The following is a 25,989-nucleotide window of genomic DNA, read 5'->3' on the forward strand; positions in this document are numbered from 1 at the left end:
GTTTACTTTGCGCGATCGCACTATACAAAATACCTAAAATTTTCTTAATATCCTTAATATAATACTCACTCAAATCAATCGAAACTACATTGCCTTCAAGTTTGAGAAATTGCCAAATAGTACCGATAGTAACAGCACCATATATAGCTTTGATTTGATTTCCACTTCTCTCGTTAAATAACTGAGCAGCTACCATTTCGGCAATACATTGCGCTAAACCAGACCTCAAATTCTCATTGTTACTTTCTACTAAGACAATCACCGGACTACGTACAAGCAACTGCTCTGAAGAAAGACTCAAAATAAAATCACAAAAGCCATTTAACCCTCGTTGGCTATCAACAGTAAAATCAACTCCAGAAAAAAAGCTGATTTCATAATTAAATTTGCGTCTAATTTCTAACAAAATTGGACTAATTATCATTTCACTTCGAGCTTTTTCTGTACTTATCGCTACTGCTAAATCAACATTTTTCTGAAGAATAGTAGATAATAAATCACTACATTCTTGCTCCTGTACATTTGCAAATAGTCCAGATGACTCGTGAATAACTAAACCAAAAGAATCAATAACTTCAATAAGTTTGAAATCACTATAAGCCATAAAAATTACTCCTTTGTCTTAGAGGTTGTTTGTAAAGTATTGGGCGAATAGAATTCGCGGCTACACAGACAAAACCTACACTTCGACCCTTCGACAAAGCTCAGGGCAACGCAAGCTCAGTGACCGCCTCCGTGGGTTAAAAACTTTGATTTTGTATCTGACTTTTCCCGTTAAGTCATGAAACAAGGAAATGCGATCGCGTAACCGCCCCTATATTCTAAAATGTGTCAGAAATTGGTATGCTAAAGACCGAGACTCGCTATGAAAGCAAACAATGCCTGCGCCTACTATCAACTCCACGATCACTGCCTTTCCCTTGACAGCCGTAGTCGGTCAAGAAGCAATTAAATTAGCCTTGCTGTTAGCCGCAGTTGATCCTGGTTTGGGGGGAGTGGCGATCGCAGGTCGTCGCGGTACGGCAAAATCTGTGATGGCTCGTGCTATCCACGCTCTACTACCGCCCATTGAAGTTGTCAAAGGCTCAATCAGCAATTGTGACCCCAACCGCCCCGAAGAATGGGATGATCAACTTTTGGCGGAGTACGCAGACAAGGATATTCAAGATGTTCCCGTCGAAATCATCAGAGCGCCTTTTTTACAAATTCCTCTAGGTATCACCGAAGATAGACTCCTCGGTTCTGTGGATGTGGAAAAGTCGGTAAAAGAAGGTGATACCATTTTTCAGCCCGGTTTACTCGCTACAGCAAACCGGGGTGTGCTGTACGTAGATGAAATTAATTTATTAGATGACCAAATATCAAATCAGCTTCTAACAGTATTATCTGACGGACGCAACCAAATTGAACGGGAAGGGATTAGTTTTCAGCATCCTTGCAAATCTTTGTTTATTGCCACCTACAACCCAGAAGAAGGCGGATTACGGGAGCATTTGTTAGATAGAATTGCGATCGCACTCTCTGCTGACGGTGTACTCGGCTTAGATCAAAGAGTAGAAGCAGTAGAAGTTGCGATCGCCTATTCTCAATCTCCCCAAGATTTCCTTCAACAGTACAATGAAGACTTAGACGCCCTCAAAACCCAAATCATCTTGGCGCGGGAATGGTTGAAAGAAGTAATCATCACCCATGAACAAATTGCCTACTTGGTAGATGAGGCCATTCGCGGCGGAGTTCAGGGACATCGCGCCGAGTTATTCGCCACGCGGGTTGCCAAGGCCGCGGCGGCTTTGGAGGGACGAACAACAGTCAATGCTGAAGATTTGCGCCGTGCTGTGGAACTGGTAATTGTACCACGCGCCACAGTTGTGCAGACACCACCACCAGAACAATCACCGCCACCACCTCCACCCCCACCACAGAATCAAGAAGAATCCCAAGACGAATCAGAAGAGGAAGAACAGGAAGAACAAGAAGAACAGGAAGAAAATCAAGAGCAAGAACCCCCTAGCATCCCGGAAGAATTCATTTTTGATCCAGAAGGGGTAATTCTTGATGATAACGTGCTTTACTTTACTCAAATGGCGAAGCGGCAAGGTAAATCTGGTAGTCGCAGTGTCATCTTTTCCGATGACAGGGGACGCTATATTAAGCCAATGTTGCCCAAGGGGAAAGCGCGACGCATTGCAGTAGATGCTACCTTGAGAGCTGCGGCTCCTTATCAAAAAGCCCGGAGAGAAAAACACCCAGATAGAAAAGTTATTGTTGAACAGGCTGATATTCGCTCGAAACGCCTGGTACGCAAAGCAGGGGCGTTGGTAGTATTTGTCGTAGATGCTTCTGGCTCAATGGCCCTGAATCGAATGCAATCGGCAAAAGGTGCGGTGATGCAACTGTTGACAGAAGCTTATCAAAACCGCGACCAAATAGCATTGATTCCCTTCCGGGGAGAACGAGCTGAGGTATTATTGCCTCCAACACGTTCTATTGCCTTAGCGCGTAACCGCTTGGAAAGATTGCCCTGTGGTGGGGGTTCGCCCTTAGCGCATGGTTTAACCCAAGCTGTGCGCGTCGGCTTAAATGCCCAGATGAGCGGAGATATTGGGCAAGTTGTCCTTGTAGCAATCACCGATGGCCGGGGTAATATTCCCTTAGCGCGTTCTTTGGGTGAAGAACTAGAACCAGGAGAAAAACCAGATATCAAAGGGGAATTATTAGAAATTGCTGCCAGAATCCGGGCTTTAGGGATGCAACTATTAGTAATTGATACCGAAAGTAAATTTGTGTCTACGGGCTTTGCTAAGGAATTATCGCAAACAGCAGGCGGTAAATATTATCATTTGCCGAAAGCGACAGACCAAGCTATTGCTGCTATGACCAAAGGTGCGATCGCTGATTTAAAATCTCGATAATTTAGTCATTAGTCATTTGTCAGTTGCTTTTCTACTAACCACTGACCATTGACTAATGACATCAAGAGCCAGTGGGCATTACCTGTGGTTGTAAATAGTATATCAAATCTTGAATTCCCTTTTGCAGATACCGCGTTACCGTCATTGGACTAGTGCCAATATTTTTAGCCGCATCCTTGCGAGAAAGTTCCTTCAAAAATACCATTTCAACTGCCATGCGGGGTTTGTCTTCTAACATATTTATTGCACCTTGGAGTTGTTGCCGTTCTTCTTCTTCTTGGAGGAGAACATGAGAACGAGGACAAGGAAGTGCCTCACCCAAGGTGATTTGAGAATCAACATAGTTAAGTGCGGTCGCATCTAAACTCAAAGGCATACGGTTTTGAGCAGCTAACTTGGTTTCTTGCCATTCTTGCAGAGATACCTGAAGTTCCTTGGCGATTTCAGCATCTTTGGGAAGGCGACCTAAAGACATTGCCAAGTCCTTGCGAATCTTTTGCCCTTCATTATACAGTTCTTGCCAACGACGGGGAATTCTTAATAGAGTACTGCGATCGCGCAAAAAGTGCAGCATCTCACCGCGAATGTATGGTACAGCAAAAGAACTAAAGGCAAATCCTTGGCTAGGGTCGAAGCGCTCAATTGCCCTAATCAAACCAATATAACCGATTTGTGCTAAATCTTCATAAGGTTCATTACATTGATGGCTGAATTTATGAGCCATCTTTCGCACTAAGCCAGTATGTAACTCTACAAGTTCATTACGAAGTTTTATAGAAGGATTCTGGTGGTACAAGTGTAATAATTCTATACCATCAATTCGTAAAGAGGACTCACTTGTTGCCATATACATTCCCTTGTTGTAACTCCTATTCCTAAGAAAATGGAGTTGCGTATATTTTCTTTTAAGCTGTCATTATTTTCCCTAGTCAAGCCGGAATTAGCTATCGTCGTTTCACTGAACTTATCAGGGGTCCCACTCCAGAGTTCAGTATTTTTACTCATGATTTTGCTAACCTCTCTGTTGCAGGTTATTTTTGTTTTTTAGATAAAAATTTCAACATTGCATAATCTTTTTTGTTTAGTTGTCTTCTAACTTGCGTCACCCCTTCCTGGTTTGTTGCCCTAAATCTTGGTAAAAATAGGAATAAGCAGAACGTTTTCCTAAAAAACAGTTTTTCAATATGAGCAATACCAGTAATTTTCGTGAAGCTATCCGTGAGGCTAAATCTCACGCCCTCGTTGGCCCAAATGTGATTGCTAACGCCCTCCCCTACGTCGGTGGTGGATTGGTGCTAACGGCATTAGGAACCTACGGCGGTTTGGGAGTTATCCGTACTAACCCTGGAATATTCTTTCCCACCTTCATTGGTGCGGTGATTTTGGAGTTAATTTTGTTCTTTGTTGCCCAAAATGTTGCCCAAAAAGGTAACAAGGGACTTGCACTACCCCTGTTGGCAACCTACAGCCTCTTGTCTGGATATACTCTCAGTGGTTTGATATTTGTCGCTTTGAGATCCCAAGGTGTTGGCATTCAAGGCATTGGGTTGGCTGCCCTTGGTTGTGGCGTCACCTTTATTTTCGCCCGTCAAATTGGTTCAAATCTTTCTGAACAAGACGGCATGGCTTTGACGAAAACCATTAATCTCGGCGTTATTGCCTTGGTGGTTGTGTGTCTAGCCCAATTCGGATTTGCCATGTTTGGTGTTTACACGCCAAATTGGTTAGAAATCGCCATCTCCGGTTTAGGAGTATTCCTATTTGTTGGGGTTTCTGTTGTCGATTTCTATATCTTGCCCCGTACTTACAGCGATGACCAATATCTGCCTGCTGCTTTGTCGATGTACCTCACTTACATCAACTTGTTCGTCTTTATCTTGCGGTTGCTAATTTCCCTAAATGGCCGCAATTAATTGTCTGTAGGTACTAACAAAAGTAAAGTTTCATAAAGTAAAAACCGTGGTTAAATTTTTAGCAGCCACGGTTTTTTTCATCGCTTTAATAGTAGAATATTTTGTTTATCAAAGCCTATTTGCAACAGCAAAATCAAACCACTTCTGTTACCCAAGAAGGGCTTGATAATTTCAAGTAATTTTTGTAACTTAAACCTCATCTAAGTTGAGAACCGTAGTTTCCGCCCTCACCCTAAATCCCTCTCCCATATCTGAGAGAGAAACTTTGAAATTGTGGCTCCCCTTCTCCCAGATTTGGGAGAAGGGGTTGGGGGATGAGGGCAAATCCTTTTGATCACAGAAGAACTACAGGTTTCAAGATAAGTAAGTAGGCACAAATTAACCTAACTATGTAACAAAATGTAAAACCGTCAAAGTCCTTGTGATTCCTGCGTTACACTCCGTTTAACTCGCAATGACATACTTATAAATTTTCCCACCCACCTACTTAGACGTGGTTTATATAATTAGTGCGGAGAGAATTTGCCCAACTACAGCTAAAATTAATAAAGAGCAATATTCAAATCCAAAGCGCTCTATCTCTCATTCAGCAAGCACTATGGAAGTCTTAGAACTCAAACGCGAAATCGAAACGTTGTCTAGCCGCCTGGGTAAAACCCAGGACTATCTTTGACGTACCTGCACTGACAGCCAAAATTCAAGACCTCGAAAAAATATCCGCTCAACCAGAATTTTGGGATAACCAAACCCAAGCCCAACAAACGCTACAAGAACTCAACGACCTGAAAGCCCACCTCCAGCAATACGATCGCTGGCATACGAATCTAGAAGATACTAAGGCTGTTGTTGAGTTGTTGGAGTTAGAAACCGATGAGGGACTACTCCAAGAAGCGGAATCTACTATCACTAAACTTAATCGTGACCTGGATCAGTGGGAGTTACAACAGTTACTTTCTGGCCCCTATGATGCGGAAGGTGCTGTACTGACAATTAATGCTGGTGCTGGTGGTACAGATGCTCAAGACTGGGCATTTATGCTGATGCGAATGTACACCCGTTGGAGTGAAGCTCACGGATATAAAGTAACTTTAGCTGAAGAGTCGGAGGGTGATGAAGCCGGAATTAAATCGGCAACTTTAGAAATTACTGGTCGCTATGCTTATGGTTACTTGCGATCGGAGATGGGTACACATCGCTTAGTGCGGATTTCACCTTTTAATGCCAACGGCAAGCGACAAACCAGTTTTGCCGGGGTGGAAGTGATGCCACAGATAGATAACTCTGTGCAGTTGGATATTCCAGATAAGGATTTGGAAATCACCACAACTCGCTCTGGTGGTAAAGGTGGGCAAAATGTCAACAAAGTAGAAACGGCGGTTCGGGTTGTTCACCTTCCCACCGGTCTTGCCGTGCGCTGTACAGAAGAGCGATCGCAGCTGCAAAATAAAGAAAAAGCCCTAAATCGTCTCAAAGCAAAGCTCTTGGTCATAGCCAAGGAGCAACGTGCCCAAGAAATTGCTGAAATTCGTGGCGATATGGTGGAAGCCTCCTGGGGAAACCAAATCCGTAACTATGTGTTTCACCCTTATCAGATGGTGAAAGATTTACGTACAAATACTGAAACAACAGGGATCGGCGATGTAATGAATGGCGAACTTGATACATTCATCCAGGCTTATCTGCGCCAAGAAAATAAACTAGTAGAAAACACTCCAGCATAATTGGGGATTATTTACAATTGCTAAGTGATTATTTTTAATATTACTTAGCACTTATGATTTATTTTTTAGTATTTTCAGATCAGCGCGTAGGCGTAGCGCGTACTTCTCTACGAGACCCTTCTCTACGAGACGCTGCGCGAACGGCAAGCTCAGGGCATCGCGCTGCGCGTAGCTTCCACGAAGTGGTACGGCAAGCTACCTCGGCTGCGCTCGGCACAAGTCAGTAACCATCGTAGACATCGCATAGCACCCGATCTCATTGGTGTCTTTTGAAAATATCCCTTAGTAATATACAGGCGATCGCAATTCTATCCCAGACCAACTGTTACAGTTATAAAAGAGTCTGTGGACAAATAACTATGAGCAATACTTCTTCAACAGAACCTCAACCTAGCTACGTAAAACTTGCCATGCGAAACATGGTGCGGAAGGGTGGAACTTCCCTGAAACATTTTGCATTAACTGGCGTAGGGCTTTTAGCTCTCCTTGTTGGTCTTGCTTATCTAACTCACTAACGACAAACGGTAAACCTCAGACTAGGAGACTCTGTGCCCCTGAGAGTTGAACTATATGTGGAGGATTCTTTTTACGAGTTGTCCCCGACGACATTTGTAAAAATTGGGGACACTCATCCCCGAATTACTCCTGAAACTTGGGAAAATTGGTTTAATCACTGGTTAGAAATACTTCACCCTCATATTCCGCCAGCGCCAAGTTATGAAATCGGGCTGCGTTTGACAGATGACTCGCAAATTCAAGAACTAAATGGCCAGTATCGTCAACAAAATAAGCCCACAGACGTTCTAGCCTTTGCTGCTTTGGAGGTAGATTTTCCTCAAAGCGAAGAAATGCTTGCCTCTATACCATTATATTTAGGTGATATTATTGTCTCTGTAGATACAGCACAACGTCAAGCTCAACAGCAAGAACATAGCTTACCAACTGAGCTAGCCTGGTTAGCTGCTCACGGTTTATTACACCTGTTGGGCTGGGATCATCCTGATGAAGAAAGTTTGGGGCGAATGTTAGAACAGCAAGTGAGATTGCTGAACGCAATAGGTATTGCTATTGAGATGGAATAGCAGCATGTGTATCTCTTAGTGCCAATTTTGAGCAATACTTTTATAATACTTCTGGGGAAAATTGCTTAAATATTGCCTGAAAGTTAATTCCGCCATTAAGATTGGCGAATATTCCCACTGTAGCAACTCTGTTCTTGTGTTTTTAAGTCTATGTCCCAAAAAATTTCTCCATCACCAACGCCCACCTCGTTACAAACACTCGTGTCTAACGAACGGGAATTTTCTTGGAAAGTAGCCTCTAATTTATTTGTTAGTTTTAAATATGCCTGGGCTGGAATCAGCTATAGTTTTCAAACTCAACGTAATTTTCGCATCCACATAAGTGTTTGCGCTTTAGCGATCGGTTTAAGCGTTTTTTTGCATCTGCAAGCGGTAGAAATAGCGGTAATTGGCATAACTAGCGGTTTAGTTTTGGCATTAGAGTTACTAAATACAGCGATCGAGTCCGTTGTGGACTTAACCGTTAAGCAGACATACCATGATTTGGCAAAAATTGCTAAAGATTGTGCGGCTGGTGCAGTCCTTGTCTCTGCTTTAGTAGCGGTGCTGGTAGCTGGTATACTATTGCTTCCTCCTCTGGTAAGGTTAATTATATCGGCTTTGTAGATGTGATTTGCTCCGACTTAGCCCAACCCAGGCATCGCCTGGTGACTTGGTAAGAGGATCAAACTGTGTCCGATCCCCTTTGGAGAACACATGATCAGCAATTCAAAATTTAAATAATGCCATGTCTACGATGGTCGCTGACTCCTTCGACAAGCTCAGGGTAACACTTGCCGAAGTGCGGGCGTAGCTGCGGCGCCATGCATTCTGGCTAAAGGGTTACTTGGTAATCTTTAGGAAGTGACTGATCGTCGAGTAGCCGCTTTATATTTACGCATCCACGTTAGCGTTATTTTTACCCTAGCAAACAAATAGCATGAGATACTGGTCTATGCTTTTTGCAACTGATCAGTGGTAAAAACCAGGAGTGATGAGCTTTGATTATAGTTATCGACAATTACGACAGTTTTACATATAATTTAGTGCAGTATCTGGGAGAATTGGCATCAGAGTTGCCAGTAGCAGATGATATTAAAGTTTTTCGTAACGACAAGATATCCATAGATGAGATTCGGGCATTAAAGCCGGAAGCCGTAGTTATTTCTCCTGGGCCAGGTCGCCCGGAAGATGCCGGCATTTGTTTAGAATTGATTGAACAGCTAGGACAAGAGTTGCCAATCTTGGGTGTCTGTTTAGGACATCAAAGCATCGGTCAAGTGTTCGGTGGTAAAATAATTGCTGCTCCAGAGTTGATGCATGGCAAAACCTCTCAGGTGTCTCACAGTGGGGTGGGGGTTTTCCGGGGATTAGAAAATCCTCTAACTGCCACCAGATATCATAGTTTGGTGATCGAACGTGAGACTTGCCCAGATGTGTTAGAAATCACCGCTTGGGTTGAAGATAACACCATTATGGGAGTCCGACACCGGAACTATCCTCACATTCAGGGCGTCCAGTTTCACCCAGAGAGTATCCTGACATCTTCAGGAAAACAGTTATTGCGAAATTTTCTGGAACAGTTATAGTCAAGAGCAGAATTAATGAAACGACGACAGTTGATGGGCTATGCTGGGGCGGGGTTGGTAACTGCTTTAGTTACTACCTTGGGTTCGGAATCTCAAGCTGACGCACAATCTGGCGGTTTATCAGTTCAGTGGTTGGGTCATACTTGCTTTCTTTTTAGTGGTGGCGGTGCGAAAATTCTCGTCAATCCATTTCGGGCGGTCGGTTGTACTGCTGGATATCGTCCACCAAAAGTTGCAGCAGATTTGGTGCTGATTAGCAGCCAACTACTGGATGAAGGGGCTGTGGACGTACTACCGGGAAATGCAAAACTGATCTACGAACCAGGAGTTTACGAGTTCAAAGGCATTAAGTTCCAAGGAATTGCCATAGACCACGATCGCAAAGGTGGTAGGCAGTTTGGCTCAAATACTGCTTGGAGTTGGAAGCAAGGCGGAATTAATATTTTACATTTAGGGGGAGCTGCTGCACCCATTTCCATTGAGCAAAAAATCCTGATGGGGCGTCCTGATGTGGCATTCATTCCAGTGGGAGGCAGTGGAAAAGCCTACAATGCTGAGGAAGCAAAGCAGGCTGTTCAAGTGTTAAATCCCAAGTTAGTGATTCCGACCCATTACCGAACACAGGCCGCTGATGCTGCTACGTGCGATATTTCGCCACTCGATAATTTTCTCACTTTGATGAAAGGTATGACAGTGCGGCGTAGCAACGGAGATAGTATTTCCATTAGCCCTAAAGATTTACCGGAAAATAGCGTGATTCAGGTTTTGAGTTACAAGTTTTGAGAAGTACGGGATGAGGGAGCAAGGGGAGAATAATGACTTCTGACTCCTGACTCCTGAATTCTGATTTTAGAACGTGTACCATTCTGGGGTAAGTTTATCGGCATCGCTGATCGGATTCGGAGTGGCTGTTGTTCCATCTATAGTCCAAATGGTGTCTGCACCTCCTGTCTGATCGCGCCAGTAGATGTCGGTCTTACCGTCGCCGTTGAAGTCGCCAAGGGATGGTGTCAAAGCTGCGTTAGTAGTCGGTAAGAAAGCTTGAGTCGCAACTGTTGTACCATCCATCAACCAAGCGGTGTTCTCGCCGGTTTTGCTATTGTGCCAGAAGATGTCGGTCTTGCCATCACCGTTGAAATCACCAATTTGAGAAGTCCAGGATGAGTCAAGTGTATCCAAAGTACCCTCTGTGACTAAGATACCATTCATCGTCCAAACTTTGTTCTCACCTGTTTGAGCGTTTCTCCACAGAATGTCAGTCTTATAGTCGCCGTTGAAATCACCAAAGGTAGGAGTCCAGGCAGCATCCTGTGATTGCAGCGCCAATTCAGTCTTTTGTGTGCCATCCATAAACCAGGCGCTGTCAGCACCGGTTGTCGGATTGCGCCAGAAAATGTCGCTCTTACCATTGCCGTCAAAATCAACAATGGTAGGAGTTAGCGCTGGGTCTGTTTTATCTAAAACAGTTGCATTCAGGACTGTGGTGCCATCCATCTCCCAAATAGCGTTCTCACCAGTTGTGGCATTATGCCAGAAGATATCGGTTTTGCGATCGCCATTGAAGTCGCCAATCTCAGGAGTCCACGCTGGGTCAACGCTGGCTAAAGATGCCATACTAGCAACTTTTGTGCCATCCATTAACACAATGCTATTTGCACCGGTTGTCTTATTGCGTAATAAGAAGTCGGTTTTGCCATCACCATTGAAGTCAGCAATTTTGTAATCATAGGCAGTTAGGTCGAATTTACCTAGAGAACCCTGTTCCAAAACTTTTGCTCCATCCATTAACCGAATGATAATCTCACCGGTTGTAGAATCGACCCAAACTTTATCTGTTTTGCCATCACCGTTAAAGTCAGGAGTAATCGCCGCACTAGTTATATAAGGATTAGGATTGGGATTTGATGAATTTTTGACAGGCGTGGCCAAAGGTGCACTTTGTAGTGATAGTGAGGAACTACTACTCCCAGGCCACAAATTAGTATCTAAAGTACTAAGAGAATTTGTCAATATTTCTGATTTGTTCAAAGAATCTGATGCCCATTGAGTTGTATTCAAAGATAAGAGTGAGGAATTTGTAATTCCAGGCATGGTGTATTTTTATGATTGGTTGTTATATTTTTTTAACTTTTTTTTGAGATGTCTTTCTGTAACCCAATAACATTTACTAGACTTTCAATATTTCTTTATAACTATTTTTTCTTTGTGAATATCATTCTTTGAAGATAAATATTTGTTTTCTTTAAACGATTATTATCAAAGTTTCAAGTTCTATACAAGCAATTGCAAAACATTTTTTGTATCTGATGATTTATCAATACGGTTCTGATCAGACTTGATCCCCCCAACCCCCCTTAAAAAGGCTTGCTCAGAATGACTCTATTTCCCTCTTTTTAAGGAGGAGCTTTCAGGATTATGCACCTTAACCGAACCGTATTGGATGATTTATAAATAAAAATTGGCGAACTTATATTATTTCACGAAATACCTTCTACAGATGTAGAGGTGTACACATATACGTGTCTACAGTCGATTCATCTATTGCAAAGATTTTTTTCAAGTGGGATTAAACCTCATCTAAGTTGAGAAGCATAGTTTTTGCCCTCACCCTAAATCCCTCTCCCAGATATGGAAGAGGGACTTTGAAATTCTGGCTCCCCTTCTCCCATATCTGGGAGAAGGGGTTGGGGGATGAGGGCAAATCCTTTTGATCACCGAAGAAATACAGATTTCAAGATAGACGCGGTTTATCTGTTTTATTTGATATTTTAAATATTGAATTAAACCATACACATTTAGGTAATTAAATAACAACTATAAAAAATCTTTATGCGAAATAATTGTGATGTAATTACATAGTGGTTTATATAGTAAGTCTAAATTATTGATCAACAACAAGATGCACGACTTCTTAAATAAGTCGGGGATCTGAGACTATTGATTATTCCCCAAAGATTTATAACTTAAGTTGAAACAAATATTGGTTAGAATAACTTAGATTAGCAACTATTAAGAGGCATGATCTGTACATCCTCTGGTTGTCAAAAGTGTAAAATAAGACAACACTTTAATACATACATCAGCTATGCAAGCAGAATATCGGCAGCGTCGTGAGCAATTAATGGCAAAAATTGGTGATGGTACAGCCATTTTTCGCAGTGCGCCAATGGCAGTGATGGTTTATCGCCAAGACAGTGATTTCTTCTACCTGACTGGTTTTAACGAACCACAGGCAGTTGCAGTGTTAGCGCCGCATCATTCAGAACATCGGTTTGTGCTGTTTGTCCAACCGAAGGATCGGGAAAAGGAAGTATGGACTGGTTATCTTTCTGGGGTAGATGCAGCCAAGGAAATTTATGGTGCTGATGAAGCGTACCCGATTAGCGAGTTAGATGAAAAGTTACCGCAGTATTTGGAAAAAGCCGATCGCATTTACTATCACTTAGGACCCGATCGCGCTTTTAATGACCAAATCTTGGGACATTACCAAAGTTTACTACGGACTTATCCGAAACGTGGTACGGGTCCGATCGCTATTGAAGATACTGGGACTGTCCTCAACAGCATGAGATTGATCAAAAGTGAAGCTGAATTGGAATTGATGCGTCAAGCAGTTGCGATCGCCAGTGAAGCACACAATTACGCCCAAGAAATCGCCGCACCCGGACGTTATGAGTATGAAATACAAGCGGAGATAGAACGCATCTTTCGACTGCGAGGTGGTTTAGGCCCGGCTTATCCTTCGATTGTGGCTTCTGGTGTGAATGCTTGCGTACTCCACTACATTGAGAATAATCGTCAAATGCAGGATGGAGAATTACTGCTAATTGATGCCGGTTGTACCTATGGTTATTACAACTCCGATATTACCCGGACATTTCCTGTTGGGGGTAAATTTACGCCAGAACAAAAGACGCTGTATGAGATTGTTTTGGAGGCACAAAAACAAGCGATCGCTCAAGTTCAACCAGGTAATCCTTTCAAATTAATTCATGATACAGCAGTGCGCGTCCTCACCGAAGGTTTAGTTGAACTTGGCATTCTTAAAGGTGAAATTGATAAGTTAATTGAAGAAGAAAAATACAAACCATATTATATGCACCGCACCAGCCATTGGTTAGGTTTGGATGTCCATGATGTGGGTGTTTACCAGCACGGTGAAGACAAACCGCAAATTTTGCAACCAGGTCAAATTCTGACAGTGGAACCAGGACTATATATTGTACCTGACACCAAACTAGCAGAAGACCAACCAGAGACTGATCCTCGATGGATTGGTATTGGTATTCGGATTGAGGATGATGTGTTAGTTACACCTGATGGACATGAGGTGTTAACTGCGGGAGTTCCCAAAGCAATCGATGAAGTGGAAAGATAAAAAATGGGGATGGTACACACCATCCCTAGTCCTTTCAAGGTGACAAACGAAGATACGTTGTTCCAGTGCTACCACCTTGAATCCTCCGCTCAGATTTGGGGATTTTTGAAGGTCGAAATAACCAATCTTCGTTCCAAATTTCACCACCTTGAAAGGGCTACACACCATCCCTAAGCTAAAATTGCGGACAAACCATCAGAGTCGTTGTCAGAATTCCTAATATTTTATCTATTTCTTTAATAAAGTAATCGTTCTTATCGATAAAGATGGTATTGTCACAAAGTTTGAGAAATTTCCAATCTGTTCCTGTTGTGACTACACCATAAATTTCATTTATAATATTTCCTTGTTGCTGGTTAAACAATTGAGATGCAATCATTGTCGCAATACATTGTCCTAAACCAGATTTAATACTCTCATTTTTAGCTTCCACAATAGTTACTACAGGGCTGGTAATATCATATTGTTCTGGTGAACAACGGCGATGGCAAGGAAAGAACTAGCTTTGGAATCACTATACAAGCGAGTCGTAGCAGCAAGCGTCTTCCTAAAACTATAAAATTTTACATAAAAAAATGAGGATGGCACATAGAGCATCCTCATTCGATTTTTTGCTTCTTTGCTCAATTCCAAGTATTAGCCAAGAAAAGAATCAACTATTACAGTTGCGGTACGTACTCCTGCTTCTCAGGGACTTCAGCGTATTCAGCCACAATCTGGCGGAATTCTTCGCCGTCAATGGTTTCTTTTTCGATGAGCAAATCGACTAAGCGATCGGTGACAGTGCGATGATCGCGGATCAGCTTCTTAGCAGTGTCGTAGCACTGTTCAACAATTTCCCGAACTTGAGCATCGATGCGCGAGGCGATGGATTCGGAATACTCAGATCGGGTTGTCCAGTCACGACCCAAAAATACTTCTCCCTGTTGGCTTTCTAACGAAAGTGGGCCTAAATTTGACATCCCGAACCGCGTCACCATTTGCCGTGCCATTCCCGATAACTGTTGTAAGTCTCCACCTGCACCAGTTGTGACTTCCGCAGCCCCAAAAATCACCTCTTCAGCAGCGCGACCGCCTAAAGCACCAGTAATTCTGGCTTTTAGTTGAGAACGGGAAATTAACCCCTGTTCCTCGTTGGGAGTAAACCAAGTTAAACCCTGTGCTTGTCCTCGTGGGATTAGCGTGACTTTCTGCACTGGGTCATGGTCTTTTAACAAAGTCCCAACTAAGGCGTGTCCAATTTCGTGGTAGGCAATTAAGCGCTTGCTCTTGCTATCCACCAAAGGAGTACCTTCCATCCCCGCAACTACCCGATCGACCGCATCATCAATTTCGCGGAGGGTGATCGCTTCTTTGCGTCTTCTAGCAGTGAGAATTGCCGCTTCGTTGAGTAAGTTGGCTAGATCAGCACCAGTGAATCCAGGAGTGCGGCGAGCGATCGCATCCAAAGATACGCTAGTGTCTAGTTTCTTATTCCGCGCATGGACTTGCAAGATTTCCAAGCGCCCTTTGATATCGGGTGGATCGACTGTTACTTGGCGGTCAAAGCGACCGGGACGCAACAAGGCTGAGTCTAGTACGTCGGGACGGTTGGTGGCAGCAATAATAATGATGCCTGTATTACCTTCAAACCCGTCCATTTCGGTAAGCAATTGGTTGAGGGTTTGCTCTCTCTCATCATTACCGCCACCGATACCAGCGCCCCGTTGCCGTCCTACGGCGTCGATTTCATCAATGAAGATGATACAGGGGGCGTTGTCTTTAGCTTTCTTGAACAAATCACGGACGCGGGATGCACCCACACCAACGAACATTTCCACGAATTCCGAACCGGAAATACTGAAGAAAGGTACACCTGCTTCCCCAGCGATCGCTTTTGCTAGTAAAGTTTTACCAGTTCCAGGAGGTCCAACTAACAGCACTCCCTTGGGAATGCGTGCGCCTACTGCGGTAAATCTTTCTGGCTGTTTGAGGAAGGTGACGACTTCTTGCAATTCTTCCTTAGCTTCTTCGATCCCGGCTACGTCGTCAAATTTCACCCCGGTTTTTGCCTCCATTTGGAAACGCGCTTTAGATTTGCCGAAGTTCATCGCTTGACCTGGCCCGCCGGGGAGGTTGCTAGAACGCCGGAACAAAAAGAACAGCCCAGTAATCAATAAAACTGGAAATATGAGATTGCCCAACAATCCCCAAATTGCGCCATCATTCCGCATGGGGTGAGCATCAAAACTAATGGCTTTTTCTTTGAGCTTGGTGATTAACTCAGGAGCGTTAATAGGCAAATCCACCCGCCACCTTTGGACACGATTTTCGATGTCAGGATCGCGGGCTTCTATAATTGCTGTCCTACCGCCTTCGTACAGATCCACGCTGTTGACGCGATCGCCGTCCAAGTATTCTAGAAAGCGACCATAGGTCATGCGGGTATTGGCTGTATTCTTACTCGCCTCAACAGGAGCGCCTGCAAAGGCTCCTTGCCAGAAGAAAAAGCCAATTACCAAAGCCGGCAATGTCCAGAGTACTAGGACTTTCCAGGAGAATTTCATCTTAATTTGCCTCTAGATGCCTATACAACTCATCAGCCTTAGCAACCGAATGTTGATCACTCTGTCACTTTCAGCTGTTAAACGGATGTTTATAAATCCATTTTGTTTAATTTGATCTCTTATATGCACTCCCATAGAGCGATCGGCGCATTATGGCAATGCCAACAAGAATCTTAATCAAAGTTAACTTAATTTTAATACAATATCGCACGAGAAAAGGGAGCGCAATGGAATGCAAAGAGACGGAGAATTTCTCCAGAATGCTCCTCGTGTCGTTCAAGCCTCTCTCAATCATCATTCTGGGGGAGTGGGGAGTAGGCTTGCCGTGAGCGTAGCCGAATGGGAGTGGGGGACATGGCGGAGATGAGGGAGCAGGGGGAGTGAGAATTTTAGATTTTGGATTAAATTTCAATCTAAAATCTAAAATCTAAAATCCAAAATTGAATTGCGCAATGCCTTACTTAACTTCTGTAATTTGTAGAGTGTAAGGAAGATACTTGCCTTTTTCGTAGGAACCAACCCAAATTTGGTAACTTCCAGCCAGCCATTCACCAATCATACCGGCATTTTTGCCGTCAAAATCGTCATTGCACCAAGTACCACCGGGCCCCTTGATAATCATAGTGGTGTCTTCAGGGCTTTGTACTTGCAACTTCAGGTAGTCAAATTTACTTGTTAGCACTAATGTATGGTCTGGTGTTTCATCAACAAATCCAGTACAAGGGCCAGTAACTGTTTCGTTCCTCCCGGCTACTTGACTCCCAGATATTGAACCACCACTCATGCCGCGAACTGTCAGGGGGTCTGGCGAAAACTGTGGGTCAATAGTGACATCTCCAAATATCGTTGGCGCTTCCTGAGCATCAGTCATAGCATTAACTGTCGATGTGATGCAGAGCGTAATTATCATCAACGATAATCTCATCCCTCTATTGAGCGCTTTTGTCGGCATTGTAATTACTTCGCTTCTAAGTGTTTTTGAAGACATGAATTTTACACACCAAGTTCCCAATGTGAGGAGAATTGACTACCTATTTTAGATTGGAAATTGGGAATAATTCATTAGTAATTAGTCAATGATTTATTGTTTCTATAGTTGCTTTACCTTAGATTTTAGGGGCGTACAAACCTGCGCCCCTAAAATCTAAAATATTTCTAAAATCTGGAAGTAATCACTAATTAACTTCCGTTATCGCCCGACTCAAGCGCGACTTATCTAAACCAATCTGATTTAGTAGTAACCAAGATTGGATCAGATCGGGGCCATGAACATCTCCAGTTAAGGCTGCTCGGAGCGATCGCATCACTAAGCCTTTTTTGACTTTTTGCTCTTTCACCACCTGCTTAATAATATCTTGGGCGGCGACTTCCGACAGTTGCGGCTGATTTTCCAAAGCTGTAACAATCCCCTCAAGCACAGCAGCAGAACCTTCTTGCTTCAGTTGTGTACTGGCTTCCTCGCTAAATTCAACGGTGTCGCTAAAAAACAGTTGGCTTTGAGGTACTGCATCTACTAAACGAGTCAAACTCTGGCTAATTAAAGTTACTAACTGTTCTAACCAGGGGCGTTCTCTTCCACCATCAAATTTATACCCAGCCGCTTGCCAATAGGGTATGACTAAATCTGTGAGTTTATCTATCGGCGTCTTGTGGATATACTGACTGTTCAACCAGTCCAGCTTGTCCCAGTCAAACTTTGCGCCTGCTTTATTTACACGCTCAAAGCCAAACTCCTTGGCTGCTACTTCTAAGGTAAATATTTCTTGCGTCGAGTCTGGTGCAGACCAACCCAACAATGTCATGTAATTCACCAAGCCTTCAGCAATAAAGCCCATTTGCTGAAACTCAGAAATGGAAGTAACACCATCCCGCTTAGAAAGCTTGCGCCCTTCCGTATTTAAAATCAGTGGCGTGTGAGCAAACTCTGGAATTTTTGCACCCATTGCTTCATAGAGTAAAATTTGCTTGGCAGTATTGGCAATGTGGTCTTCTCCCCGGATGACATGGGTGATTTGCATATTGATGTCATCCACTACAACTACAAAGTTGTATAAAGGTTGACCGCTAGCCTCTTCTGAAGCGCGGGCGATGACCATATCACCACCTAAATCGCTACCTTGCCAAGACATCTTTCCCCTTACTAGGTCATTCCAGATAATTTCCCGCCCATCTTCGATTTGGAAGCGAATCACAGAGGAGCGACCTTCGGCTTCAAATGCGGCGCGTTGTTCTGGCGTGAGGTGACGGTGACGGTTGTCATAGCGAGGAGCTTCACCTCTAGCTTTTTGGGCTTCTCGCAGAGCCTCTAGTTCTTCGGAAGTGGTGTAGCACCGATAGGCTAATCCTTGATCTAGCAATTTTTCTACTGCTTCTTTATAAAGATCCAGGCGTTGGGATTGGAAAAATGGTCCTTCATCCCAGTTCAGTCCTAGCCAGCGCAGCCCTTCAAGAATATTCTCGGTGTATTCGGGACGCGATCGCTCTAGGTCTGTGTCTTCTATTCGCAGGATAAATTTCCCACTGTGGTGGCGGGCAAATAACCAGTTAAATACAGCCGTTCTAGCTGTACCAATATGTAAATTTCCGGTTGGACTCGGTGCAATACGGACTCTGACAGTCACAGTTAATTCTCTCTTTCGCAAAGCATGATCAATGTAGCTTATATCTGAAGCACCCCAAATTAGCTTTACTTAAAGTTGGATCTCTAACCAAAATAAAACTAGGAACGATAAATTTAGAACGGGACTGACGGGGCTCGAACCCGCAACTTCCGCCGTGACAGGGCGGTGCTCTAACCAATTGAACTACAGTCCCTTGTTTGTCAACTTTGCTATTATCGCTATTTATTTTCTACTTGTCAAGTGTTTTAGAGTTGGGAATTAGGACTTATTTTTGTCCCGTCTCTCCAAGGTGCGAATTTTAGATTAAATAGAGCCTGATAATACAACCAGTGGCTTTGATTCCAGATGCTGCAATATCCGGGATTGCATTTGTTTATACTGCTGCTTTAATAGCTGTTTGCTCAACTGGAGTTGAGAAGCAGGTGGTAGACTATGACTCTGTTCCACCCAGGTTTTCAACATTTGCCGTTGAGTTGGCTCGATCTGACTGCTGAGAACGTTAATGCAAGAATGTGGTGCTTCTAAGGTAAAGAAAATCAAAGGGTAGCGTTCATTTTCAGCCAGGAAACTTACCAGCCGCAGATTTTGGGGATTTTGCATATCTAAGTAGCACGGTAGCCATTTAGGAGCCAATTGCCGATTGTACAGTACAGTCACCCACAACAGCATTGGGTGAGGGGATGTCATGAAGATAAATTGGTTGTAACGAGTAGAAAGGGCATACTTTTTGATCTCTTCTTTAGGCAACATCAACCATAGTGCTGTCATTGATGCTTGTGCCGTGTCTAGAAGCTGGGGAAAAACAATTTCTTGAATTGGTTTATTTTCAGGCCACAAAAGTTGCTGACAGCTTTGTTCTACTGTGATTGGTAATCCAGAGTATAAGGGAGGGGTAATGATGGAAGTAGGAGCTAAGATTGTCGGTAAGCTGGGATAATTGGACTGTTCTAAACTGTTTAATACTTCCAGAATTTGAGCGATATTTTGTGGGCGATCGCTTGCTTTTTTAGCAAGACAAGACATGATTAAATGATTTAGTTTTTCAGGTACTTCAAGAGTGGGTTTAATATCTGCGATCGCTTTTGGTTGTTCAAACTGATGTACTTTATACCAAGCACCAAAGTAATCAGTTTCTGGTTGCCAAGGTTTTTTGCCTGTGAGCATCTCAAACATCATCACACCCAGGCTATAAATATCAGAGCGACTATCTAATCTTTCCCCATCTAGCTGTTCTGGAGAACAGTAGGGTAAAGTGCCATTAAATCCCCTATTTGTACTAGCTGTTGATGTATAATTCAAAAATCTAGCAATACCAAAATCGAGAATTTTAACTAACTGACCCAATATCGGATCGGGAATTACTAATATATTTGCAGGCTTAATATCTCTATGAACTAGCGGACAAATTTTGCCATCAATGTTAATACCTTGATGAGCGCACTGTAAGCCCAAACAAATTTGCCGGGAGAGAGTTAAAAACATGGGCAGGGGCAACGGAATTAAATCCTTTAAACTCTTGCCACTTAGATGTTCCATAACATAGTATGGTTTTCCTTGCTCATTTATACCATAATCATACGCCCGTACTATATGTACGCTCTTTTGACTCAAAGCTGCACTCATTAAAGCTTCACGAGCAAAGTATTTTTGCATCTTGGTATTGACAAAAGTCTGAGTCAAAAACTTGATAGCAACTGGTATACCTCCTAACAAAATATCATTTGCTAAAAAAACTTCTCCCATGCCACCACTGCCAATTAATTGCTTGAGTTGATAACGATTGGCAAGCAAGCCCGTACTAATTGGAGATGTAAATAGGCTTTGATTCACTTTGATCACCTTTGCTGCTGAGTCCATTTAAAGTTAGCAATACACACATAAGAATATAATTAGGTAATGATGGCAAGGCTTTTTATTTTGAGAGCGGACTTTCAATAACGTGATAAAAGTTTTAAAAAAATCTCCAAAAATTTAGCCATCCAATTTTTTGAACCTTCTTTCTCAGTTTTTTGATCTGCGCCTAACTTTAGTAAGATATCTAATTTCAGTTTTTCATACTCTGTTTTTAGCAGATTTTTGGCTTGATTAGGCAAAATTATTTCATTTGACTGTTGATTCATATCTAAGCAATCTACAAGTTGGTGGCGCTGGTTAGCCGTTAGGCTTAAAGTCGTTACGTGAGAGCAACAGTCTGGATCTTCTAGGGCAAAAAATAGGAGATGGTAGTAGCCTACTTCTGCTAAACTACGCGCTATCTTTTCCCCTTTATTATCTTTCAAATCCAAAAAATAAGGTAGCCACTTAGTCAGAGAAGGCTGGGAATTGTATAGGACTGTAACCCATAATAGCATCGGGTATACATTCATTTGAGTAATAAATTCAGTGCCATGTATTTTGTCCGAAAAGTTTGTAATCTCTTGTTTGGGCAACATTGCCCAAAAAGTTGGTATAGGTCTTTGAATAGTATGTAGTAAATGAGGAAATCCAATTCGCGCAATTGGTTTATTTTTAGGCCACTTTTTCTGCCAACACTCTTTTTCTGATAATAATGTTGCAGGTACTAATTGGATGGGAATTGAGAGGTCAATAATGTCACTACTCTTGTTATGACTAACTTCATTAAGCTGAATATTAACCTTTTCTAAATCTTCTAATATTTTGTTTATATTTTGAGGGCGATCACTTAATTCTTTAGCTAAACAACTCATCAACATTTTTTCTAATATCTGCGGTATTTTGACTTGCGGATTCACTTGCTCAACTGTAGGTGGCATTTGAAAACGATGTGCTTGATACCAAGTACCAAAAGAGTTACTTTTTGTCTGAAATGGATGTTTTCCTGTTAGCATCTCAAACATTAGTACTCCCAAACTGTAAATATCAGAGCGGACATCTAGCAATTTGCGCCCTTCCATATGTTCTGGAGAACAGTAAGGCAAACTGCCAATAAAAGAATCTGTCAAGGTCATCCCACTTCGCTCTGTTAAAAACTTGGCAATCCCAAAATCTAATATTTTAACAATTTTTCCTTGTTTACTATCTTCACTAATGAATATATTTTCTGGTTTTATATCTCTGTGAACAATGGGATAAATCTCTCCTTTAAGGCTGATTCCTTGGTGGGCACATTGTAAGCCTAAACAAATTTGATTACAAATATCTAAAAACTCTGATAATGTTAAAGGCTGAATTTTGAGAATTTGTTTGAGATTTTTTCCTTGCAGGTATTCCATTACATAAAACGGAGTTTTATCCTCAGTAACTCCGTAACTTAAAATGCGAACAATATGTTTACTTTTGCGACCCAATTGAGCGCCAATAAAAATCTCTCTGGCAAAGCGTTGAGACATTTGTTGGTTTGCCAAACTGAGTGATAAGATTTTAATTGCGATTGCCATACCACCTTTAGCAGTATCTTCTGCTAAATAAACTCTACCCATCCCCCCTTTGCCAATCAAATCTCTGATTAAATAGCGATTATTTAAAAATTGTCCAATGTAATTGTCTAACTCTGCTTTTTCCCCTACCATTTTCTCAATTTTATTTTGTGTCATAAAAATCATTTATAAAAAATATTGTTGGCAAAATACTTTCATAAGTCTATCTAATTATTAAATTTAAATCTAAAAAATATCAGAAATTGGAGAAAATTAATTATCTGCTATAATCACTATGGAAAATTTCCTAAACATTCTATAACATATTTATTAATGAATCCGGTTGAGAAATTACACGTAAACTACAAAAACGCTAGAAAAAGTTGCCTAGTAAATTCCGTAAATACACATAAATAAGCTGTAAACAAGTAAATAGCAGTAAAGACACGAACGCACTTGTATCTCCGTACAGCTAATGGTTAAAATTCAGCAATAAACGGCGTAATAATCTAATTAGTGGTGTTTCAAATTTAATTTTAAAGGCTAGTATCTGGGTGCGTTGCAAGGAGTTAAAATTGTTATCACTGACGAGAATTAGTGATTGCTGTCCATCGGGTAGTTTAGGACCAATAGTTAAACCTTCGATGTTGTCTAGCAGTACATCTAGGGTTCTCAAATCTAACAGCAGTTTTTTCTGAACTGGTTTAATATTTTTTGAGTCAACTGCTAAAAGGCTATCTATTTTATGAATATCATCCGCTCCTTCTAAAGAAACCTGAAACAGAGAAATAGCAAATCCTAAACCAGTAAAAGACCGTTCTAAACTTAGGAAGTGTCCTTGATTATCGAGAGCAAGTAAATCAGGTAATCCACTAGCGAATTTGCCAGTCAGATCCAAAAATGGTGTAACTGGTTCAGTTTGATAAAGAAATTCCTTTTCTGGCTGATTGTTGAGCAAGTTGTATTGCAAAATCCGGCAAGGACTACTGATGTTAGGTTTAGCTGCGATACCATCTTGAATTAGAGCATTTTCGGTGGCTGTGAATATATGCTTTTTATCGGGTGTGATGGTGAGGCTTTCAAAAGCCAAATTGTTGCGGATACCTTTTTGACTACTTTTATCTGGCAAAAATTTGTTTGGGATGGGAAGTGTTTTAATTTCCCTACCAGAAGATAGTGAGAACTCTTTAATAAAAGGATTAATTAATTTTCTCACATCGCCCTCAGAAGAAATAAACACAGTTACTTTATTAGTTAAGGCAATACCTTCTGTATCAGTTTCACCAGGGCGAAATGTTTGACCATTTTCATTTAATAATGTGGTAATACTGACCGGAATAATTCCACCTTTTTGTAGGGAACCCTTGCTTAAGTCGATTTTCAAGGTGTAGAAACGGGCGGCAGCTTTTTGCCCCCGGTCATCGGAAATAGCATAATAAAGGTTGCTTTTTGGATCATAAGTAATTCCAGATAAACCTCCAACTTCAGTTTTTTTAAAGATTAAACCTTTCGGTAAAGTGGCTTCACCGATAAATTCTATGCTACTTACTTCAACAGCATTTGACAGTAAGTTTGTGAATAAGTAAATGATAATTACAATCGGGATAAAGAAGTAAATAATTCGTGGTAATACGAAGATTTTTTTAATTAGCTGCATATAATTTTTTTGTTAAATCAAAACGCGGTAGGGACGCACAACTATCATTGGTGTCAACTTAAGCCAAAACTCTTTTAAAACCTCGTTTCCAGCCTCTGGCTGGAAATGTTGCTCATTGCGGCTCTGCCGCAAGTCAACAGGCGGAGCCTCGCATAGGCATTCCCAGTCAGAGACTGGGAACGAGACAATCTCTAAAAGCTACTTCTAGACTAACTTTCACGTTAAGTTGACACCTATGACAACTATGCGCCCCTACAAATAATACCAATGAAAAAAAAAGAATGTGAAAGATACAAGCCTGGAAACTCTGATGAAATCAGGTTTTCTTAATTTTGAATTGCTATAATATGTATTCCAACAAATTAAAAACTTTTAGAAAATACGAAATTAATTAAGCTCGTCGCAAACCATATTCATCCTGAAAAAAGTTGACAAGCCAATCTTTGACTCTACGGGTAGCGCGGCAATCATCTTCGTTGTAGCTTTGGATAATTTCTAGTAAGGTGCGATCGCCTGTTTCTAGCCACTGATCATACCAATAAATACATTTGGCACCACTAGCTTCTTTTTCCCGCCACTCAAATCCTAACCAACGAGCGATCGCTTTCAGGGCATAACTTTCTACTGGCAATGCTACACTTTGGGTTAATTGTTCATACACATCCACAAATCGACTCAATACAGGACGCACTGAGGCGTAGGGAGTGCGGTAAAGTTTTGCTAACCGTTTGACTGTATCAAACTCGTAGACACAAAAATGATAAATTGGTGCTTCGGGATATTGCCAAACCAAATCCAAAAATTGCTGCCAAACTAATTCTTCGTCTTCTGGTTTGTCTGCTAAAAACGAATAAAACTGTTCTGTGTTGGCAAGTCTATCAACGACTAAAACCCCTAAGAGATAATCTAAATCTAAGTCTGGCTGTGCCTCAATATCAAAGTAAAGCTCTATGGGGGCTGTGAATGTAATATCTTTTATTGGTAGCGGGTAGGGTAAAATAAGCGGTCGTTTTTCCAGGGCAGATTGAGCTTGCACTACCAGCTTAGGCGCTACTTCACTGTCGAAACCAAGCAGGTTTTCTAAGGTGCTGGGACTGGTGTCAGCGAGAGATTCCAGTGTGGTGATGGCTAAGGCTTGCAGTTGAGTGTAGCGGATGGGTGTTACTCCTGGTACCAGTGAGAGATGTTTTTCAGATTGTGCGATCGCATAACATTGACTATACCAATGGCAGAGATTGCACTTTTGCCGCGCAATAAACACCTCTGGCGGATTAGGTAACTCTAAAACTTGAATAAACTCCTCCAGAATCTGCTGCATTCGTGGCATCCATTTAAACAAATCCACCGCATAACTTGTATTTTTGGTTCGCAATATGAGCGAAGCTGTTTCAGGTGCAACTTCCTGCACTGTTGCCAACACTTGGGCATGAAATGCAGCGACAACTTGATATTCTTGCTTAGGGCGCTTACCCAGTTCAATACTAGCCGGGACGTAGATCCAATCTCCAAAATGGGATTGTCCTGGTTCTTTGACAAGTAAATCTGGACGACTCAGTAAGGTGTATGCTTCAGAATAAGTTGTTAAGAGTACTCCTTTATATATATACTCAACCCCACGCTCCATCAATTCTAAAGTTGCCTTCTCTGCGTTTTCCCAGTTTCCATAAGAATAATTTGGTTGATCATAAGTCACGTTTGCCAAAGCACTCAGATGATGGGCGATTTTGTCCTGTTGGAGTTTCCGTAGCAACTCATTGGGAGCATCGCGCTGACTTTTGTCAGCGTGGATATCTAGAAAAGGCCGGCGTTTACAGCGTTGGTATTGCAGTAGGAGTTCAGCATTAATTAGCATTTCTTTAAGTTAACAAGAATTAGCACATTCTGGGAGTAACTTAGACAATTAATTAGGACTTATACCCTTTCTTTATGAGGGTACGCCAAACCCTTTTAACTTCTTTCTTTCTTTGCGTCCAAGTCTTGTCTACGAGAGGCTGCGCCAAGGAGACGCTACGCGTAGCTTGCTTCCACGTCCCTTGCGCGTCCCGTAGGGAAGTGGTACGCGTCCAACTTTTAGAGATGCTGCGCGTAGCTTGTCCTCCGCAGGAGTACGCGGTTCGTTTTTCTTTCTTGTACTTAAACCTCATCTAAGTTGAGAACCGTAGTTTTTGCCCTCACCCTAAATCCCTCTCCCATATCTGGGAGAGGGATTTTGGG

General features: G+C 42.1%; 20 protein-coding genes, 1 tRNA gene and 1 pseudogene. 10 read left to right on the plus strand and 12 right to left on the minus strand.

Annotation, left to right across the window (positions count from 1 at the left end; translation table 11 throughout):
- The coding region (locus tag ACYTXL_RS09705; protein ID WP_461924550.1) for a hypothetical protein at positions 1-604 on the minus strand (604 nt) is incomplete at its 3' end.
- Between the two features lie 274 nt (positions 605-878).
- Between ACYTXL_RS09705 and bchD the strand changes: the two genes are divergently transcribed.
- The gene (gene bchD, locus ACYTXL_RS09710; protein WP_461924551.1) at positions 879-2,912 is read left to right on the plus strand and encodes a magnesium chelatase ATPase subunit D; all 2,034 of its coding nucleotides are present in this window, start codon (positions 879-881) and stop codon (positions 2,910-2,912) included.
- Between the two features lie 61 nt (positions 2,913-2,973).
- Here bchD and ACYTXL_RS09715 read toward each other — a convergent pair whose 3' ends face one another.
- Positions 2,974-3,759 (minus strand): RNA polymerase sigma factor SigF, encoded by a 786-nt coding sequence (locus tag ACYTXL_RS09715; RefSeq protein ID WP_292801887.1) that lies wholly within the window; start codon positions 3,757-3,759, stop codon positions 2,974-2,976.
- Positions 3,760-4,096: 337 nt separating this feature from the next.
- Between ACYTXL_RS09715 and ACYTXL_RS09720 the strand changes: the two genes are divergently transcribed.
- From ACYTXL_RS09720 to ACYTXL_RS09755, 8 genes are all read left to right on the plus strand, one after another.
- The gene (locus ACYTXL_RS09720) at positions 4,097-4,825 is read left to right on the plus strand and encodes a Bax inhibitor-1/YccA family protein (protein WP_334785259.1); all 729 of its coding nucleotides are present in this window, start codon (positions 4,097-4,099) and stop codon (positions 4,823-4,825) included.
- Positions 4,826-5,423: 598 nt separating this feature from the next.
- Positions 5,424-6,546 (plus strand): peptide chain release factor 2 gene (gene prfB / locus ACYTXL_RS09725; protein ID WP_461924552.1). Its coding sequence is split into 2 segments (ribosomal slippage): positions 5,424-5,495 and positions 5,497-6,546, totalling 1,122 coding nucleotides; the frame shifts between segments, so codons are not numbered across the junction.
- A 53-nt stretch (positions 6,547-6,599) separates the two neighbouring features.
- The gene (locus ACYTXL_RS09730; protein WP_461924553.1) at positions 6,600-6,773 is read left to right on the plus strand and encodes a hypothetical protein; all 174 of its coding nucleotides are present in this window, start codon (positions 6,600-6,602) and stop codon (positions 6,771-6,773) included.
- Between the two features lie 132 nt (positions 6,774-6,905).
- Positions 6,906-7,061, plus strand: a complete 156-nt coding sequence (locus tag ACYTXL_RS09735) for a DUF3285 domain-containing protein (RefSeq protein ID WP_461924554.1) — start codon at positions 6,906-6,908, stop codon at positions 7,059-7,061.
- 39 nt (positions 7,062-7,100) lie between these two features.
- The gene (gene ybeY / locus ACYTXL_RS09740; protein ID WP_461924565.1) at positions 7,101-7,628 is read left to right on the plus strand and encodes an rRNA maturation RNase YbeY; all 528 of its coding nucleotides are present in this window, start codon (positions 7,101-7,103) and stop codon (positions 7,626-7,628) included.
- Positions 7,629-7,778: 150 nt separating this feature from the next.
- Positions 7,779-8,234 carry a diacylglycerol kinase family protein gene (locus tag ACYTXL_RS09745; RefSeq protein WP_292801894.1) on the plus strand — a complete coding sequence of 152 codons (456 nt, stop codon included), beginning with the start codon at positions 7,779-7,781 and terminating at the stop codon, positions 8,232-8,234.
- Positions 8,235-8,608: 374 nt separating this feature from the next.
- Positions 8,609-9,196 carry an anthranilate synthase component II gene (locus tag ACYTXL_RS09750; protein ID WP_461924555.1) on the plus strand — a complete coding sequence of 196 codons (588 nt, stop codon included), beginning with the start codon at positions 8,609-8,611 and terminating at the stop codon, positions 9,194-9,196.
- Positions 9,197-9,211: 15 nt separating this feature from the next.
- Positions 9,212-9,979, plus strand: coding sequence for an MBL fold metallo-hydrolase (locus tag ACYTXL_RS09755; RefSeq protein ID WP_461924556.1), 768 nt, complete (start codon positions 9,212-9,214; stop codon positions 9,977-9,979).
- A gap of 66 nt (positions 9,980-10,045) precedes the next feature.
- Here ACYTXL_RS09755 and ACYTXL_RS09760 read toward each other — a convergent pair whose 3' ends face one another.
- Positions 10,046-11,287 carry an FG-GAP repeat domain-containing protein gene (locus ACYTXL_RS09760; RefSeq protein ID WP_461924557.1) on the minus strand — a complete coding sequence of 414 codons (1,242 nt, stop codon included), beginning with the start codon at positions 11,285-11,287 and terminating at the stop codon, positions 10,046-10,048.
- A 994-nt stretch (positions 11,288-12,281) separates the two neighbouring features.
- On the opposite strand from ACYTXL_RS09760, the gene ACYTXL_RS09765 reads away from it, so the two are divergent.
- Positions 12,282-13,574: an aminopeptidase P N-terminal domain-containing protein gene (locus ACYTXL_RS09765; RefSeq protein ID WP_461924558.1), complete on the plus strand. Its 1,293-nt coding sequence runs from the start codon at positions 12,282-12,284 to the stop codon at positions 13,572-13,574.
- A 175-nt stretch (positions 13,575-13,749) separates the two neighbouring features.
- Here ACYTXL_RS09765 and ACYTXL_RS09770 read toward each other — a convergent pair.
- The 9 genes and pseudogenes from ACYTXL_RS09770 to ACYTXL_RS09810 form a co-directional block, all read right to left on the minus strand.
- A pseudogene (locus ACYTXL_RS09770) lies at positions 13,750-14,049 on the minus strand (hypothetical protein); the annotation flags it as partial.
- 184 nt (positions 14,050-14,233) lie between these two features.
- Positions 14,234-16,120 (minus strand): ATP-dependent zinc metalloprotease FtsH2, encoded by a 1,887-nt coding sequence (gene ftsH2, locus ACYTXL_RS09775; RefSeq protein ID WP_461924559.1) that lies wholly within the window; start codon positions 16,118-16,120, stop codon positions 14,234-14,236.
- A gap of 457 nt (positions 16,121-16,577) precedes the next feature.
- A complete protein-coding gene (locus ACYTXL_RS09780; protein WP_461924566.1) occupies positions 16,578-17,072 on the minus strand; it encodes a hypothetical protein in 495 nt (164 codons plus the stop codon).
- A gap of 223 nt (positions 17,073-17,295) precedes the next feature.
- Complete coding sequence (gltX, locus tag ACYTXL_RS09785; protein ID WP_461924560.1) at positions 17,296-18,741, minus strand: glutamate--tRNA ligase; 1,446 nt, start codon at positions 18,739-18,741, stop codon at positions 17,296-17,298.
- 119 nt (positions 18,742-18,860) lie between these two features.
- Positions 18,861-18,934: transfer RNA gene (locus ACYTXL_RS09790), tRNA-Asp, on the minus strand.
- 110 nt (positions 18,935-19,044) lie between these two features.
- On the minus strand, positions 19,045-20,571 hold the full coding sequence (locus ACYTXL_RS09795; RefSeq protein ID WP_461924561.1) for a serine/threonine protein kinase: 1,527 nt from the start codon (positions 20,569-20,571) through the stop codon (positions 19,045-19,047).
- A gap of 101 nt (positions 20,572-20,672) precedes the next feature.
- Positions 20,673-22,295, minus strand: coding sequence for a serine/threonine protein kinase (locus ACYTXL_RS09800; protein ID WP_461924562.1), 1,623 nt, complete (start codon positions 22,293-22,295; stop codon positions 20,673-20,675).
- Between the two features lie 295 nt (positions 22,296-22,590).
- Complete coding sequence (locus tag ACYTXL_RS09805) at positions 22,591-23,775, minus strand: esterase-like activity of phytase family protein (protein ID WP_461924563.1); 1,185 nt, start codon at positions 23,773-23,775, stop codon at positions 22,591-22,593.
- A gap of 391 nt (positions 23,776-24,166) precedes the next feature.
- Positions 24,167-25,627, minus strand: coding sequence for a TM0106 family RecB-like putative nuclease (locus tag ACYTXL_RS09810; RefSeq protein WP_461924564.1), 1,461 nt, complete (start codon positions 25,625-25,627; stop codon positions 24,167-24,169).
- Positions 25,628-25,989 lie beyond the last annotated feature (362 nt).

This window comes from Nostoc sp. (genome assembly GCF_054880495.1).

Bases quoted from the DNA above. Each gene is read 5' to 3' on its own strand.
- ACYTXL_RS09805 (WP_461924563.1), bottom strand. From the start codon at position 23,775: ATGCAGCTAATTAAAAAAATCTTCGTATTACCACGAATTATTTACTTC.
- ACYTXL_RS09755 (WP_461924556.1), top strand. From the start codon at position 9,212: ATGAAACGACGACAGTTGATGGGCTATGCTGGGGCGGGGTTGGTAACT.
- ftsH2 (WP_461924559.1), bottom strand. From the start codon at position 16,120: ATGAAATTCTCCTGGAAAGTCCTAGTACTCTGGACATTGCCGGCTTTG.
- ACYTXL_RS09745 (WP_292801894.1), top strand. From the start codon at position 7,779: ATGTCCCAAAAAATTTCTCCATCACCAACGCCCACCTCGTTACAAACA.
- ACYTXL_RS09765 (WP_461924558.1), top strand. From the start codon at position 12,282: ATGCAAGCAGAATATCGGCAGCGTCGTGAGCAATTAATGGCAAAAATT.
- ACYTXL_RS09720 (WP_334785259.1), top strand. From the start codon at position 4,097: ATGAGCAATACCAGTAATTTTCGTGAAGCTATCCGTGAGGCTAAATCT.
- ACYTXL_RS09810 (WP_461924564.1), bottom strand. From the start codon at position 25,627: ATGCTAATTAATGCTGAACTCCTACTGCAATACCAACGCTGTAAACGC.
- bchD (WP_461924551.1), top strand. From the start codon at position 879: ATGCCTGCGCCTACTATCAACTCCACGATCACTGCCTTTCCCTTGACA.
- ACYTXL_RS09780 (WP_461924566.1), bottom strand. From the start codon at position 17,072: ATGCCGACAAAAGCGCTCAATAGAGGGATGAGATTATCGTTGATGATA.
- ACYTXL_RS09730 (WP_461924553.1), top strand. From the start codon at position 6,600: ATGATTTATTTTTTAGTATTTTCAGATCAGCGCGTAGGCGTAGCGCGT.
- ACYTXL_RS09800 (WP_461924562.1), bottom strand. From the start codon at position 22,295: ATGACACAAAATAAAATTGAGAAAATGGTAGGGGAAAAAGCAGAGTTA.
- ACYTXL_RS09735 (WP_461924554.1), top strand. From the start codon at position 6,906: ATGAGCAATACTTCTTCAACAGAACCTCAACCTAGCTACGTAAAACTT.
- ACYTXL_RS09715 (WP_292801887.1), bottom strand. From the start codon at position 3,759: ATGGCAACAAGTGAGTCCTCTTTACGAATTGATGGTATAGAATTATTA.
- ACYTXL_RS09760 (WP_461924557.1), bottom strand. From the start codon at position 11,287: ATGCCTGGAATTACAAATTCCTCACTCTTATCTTTGAATACAACTCAA.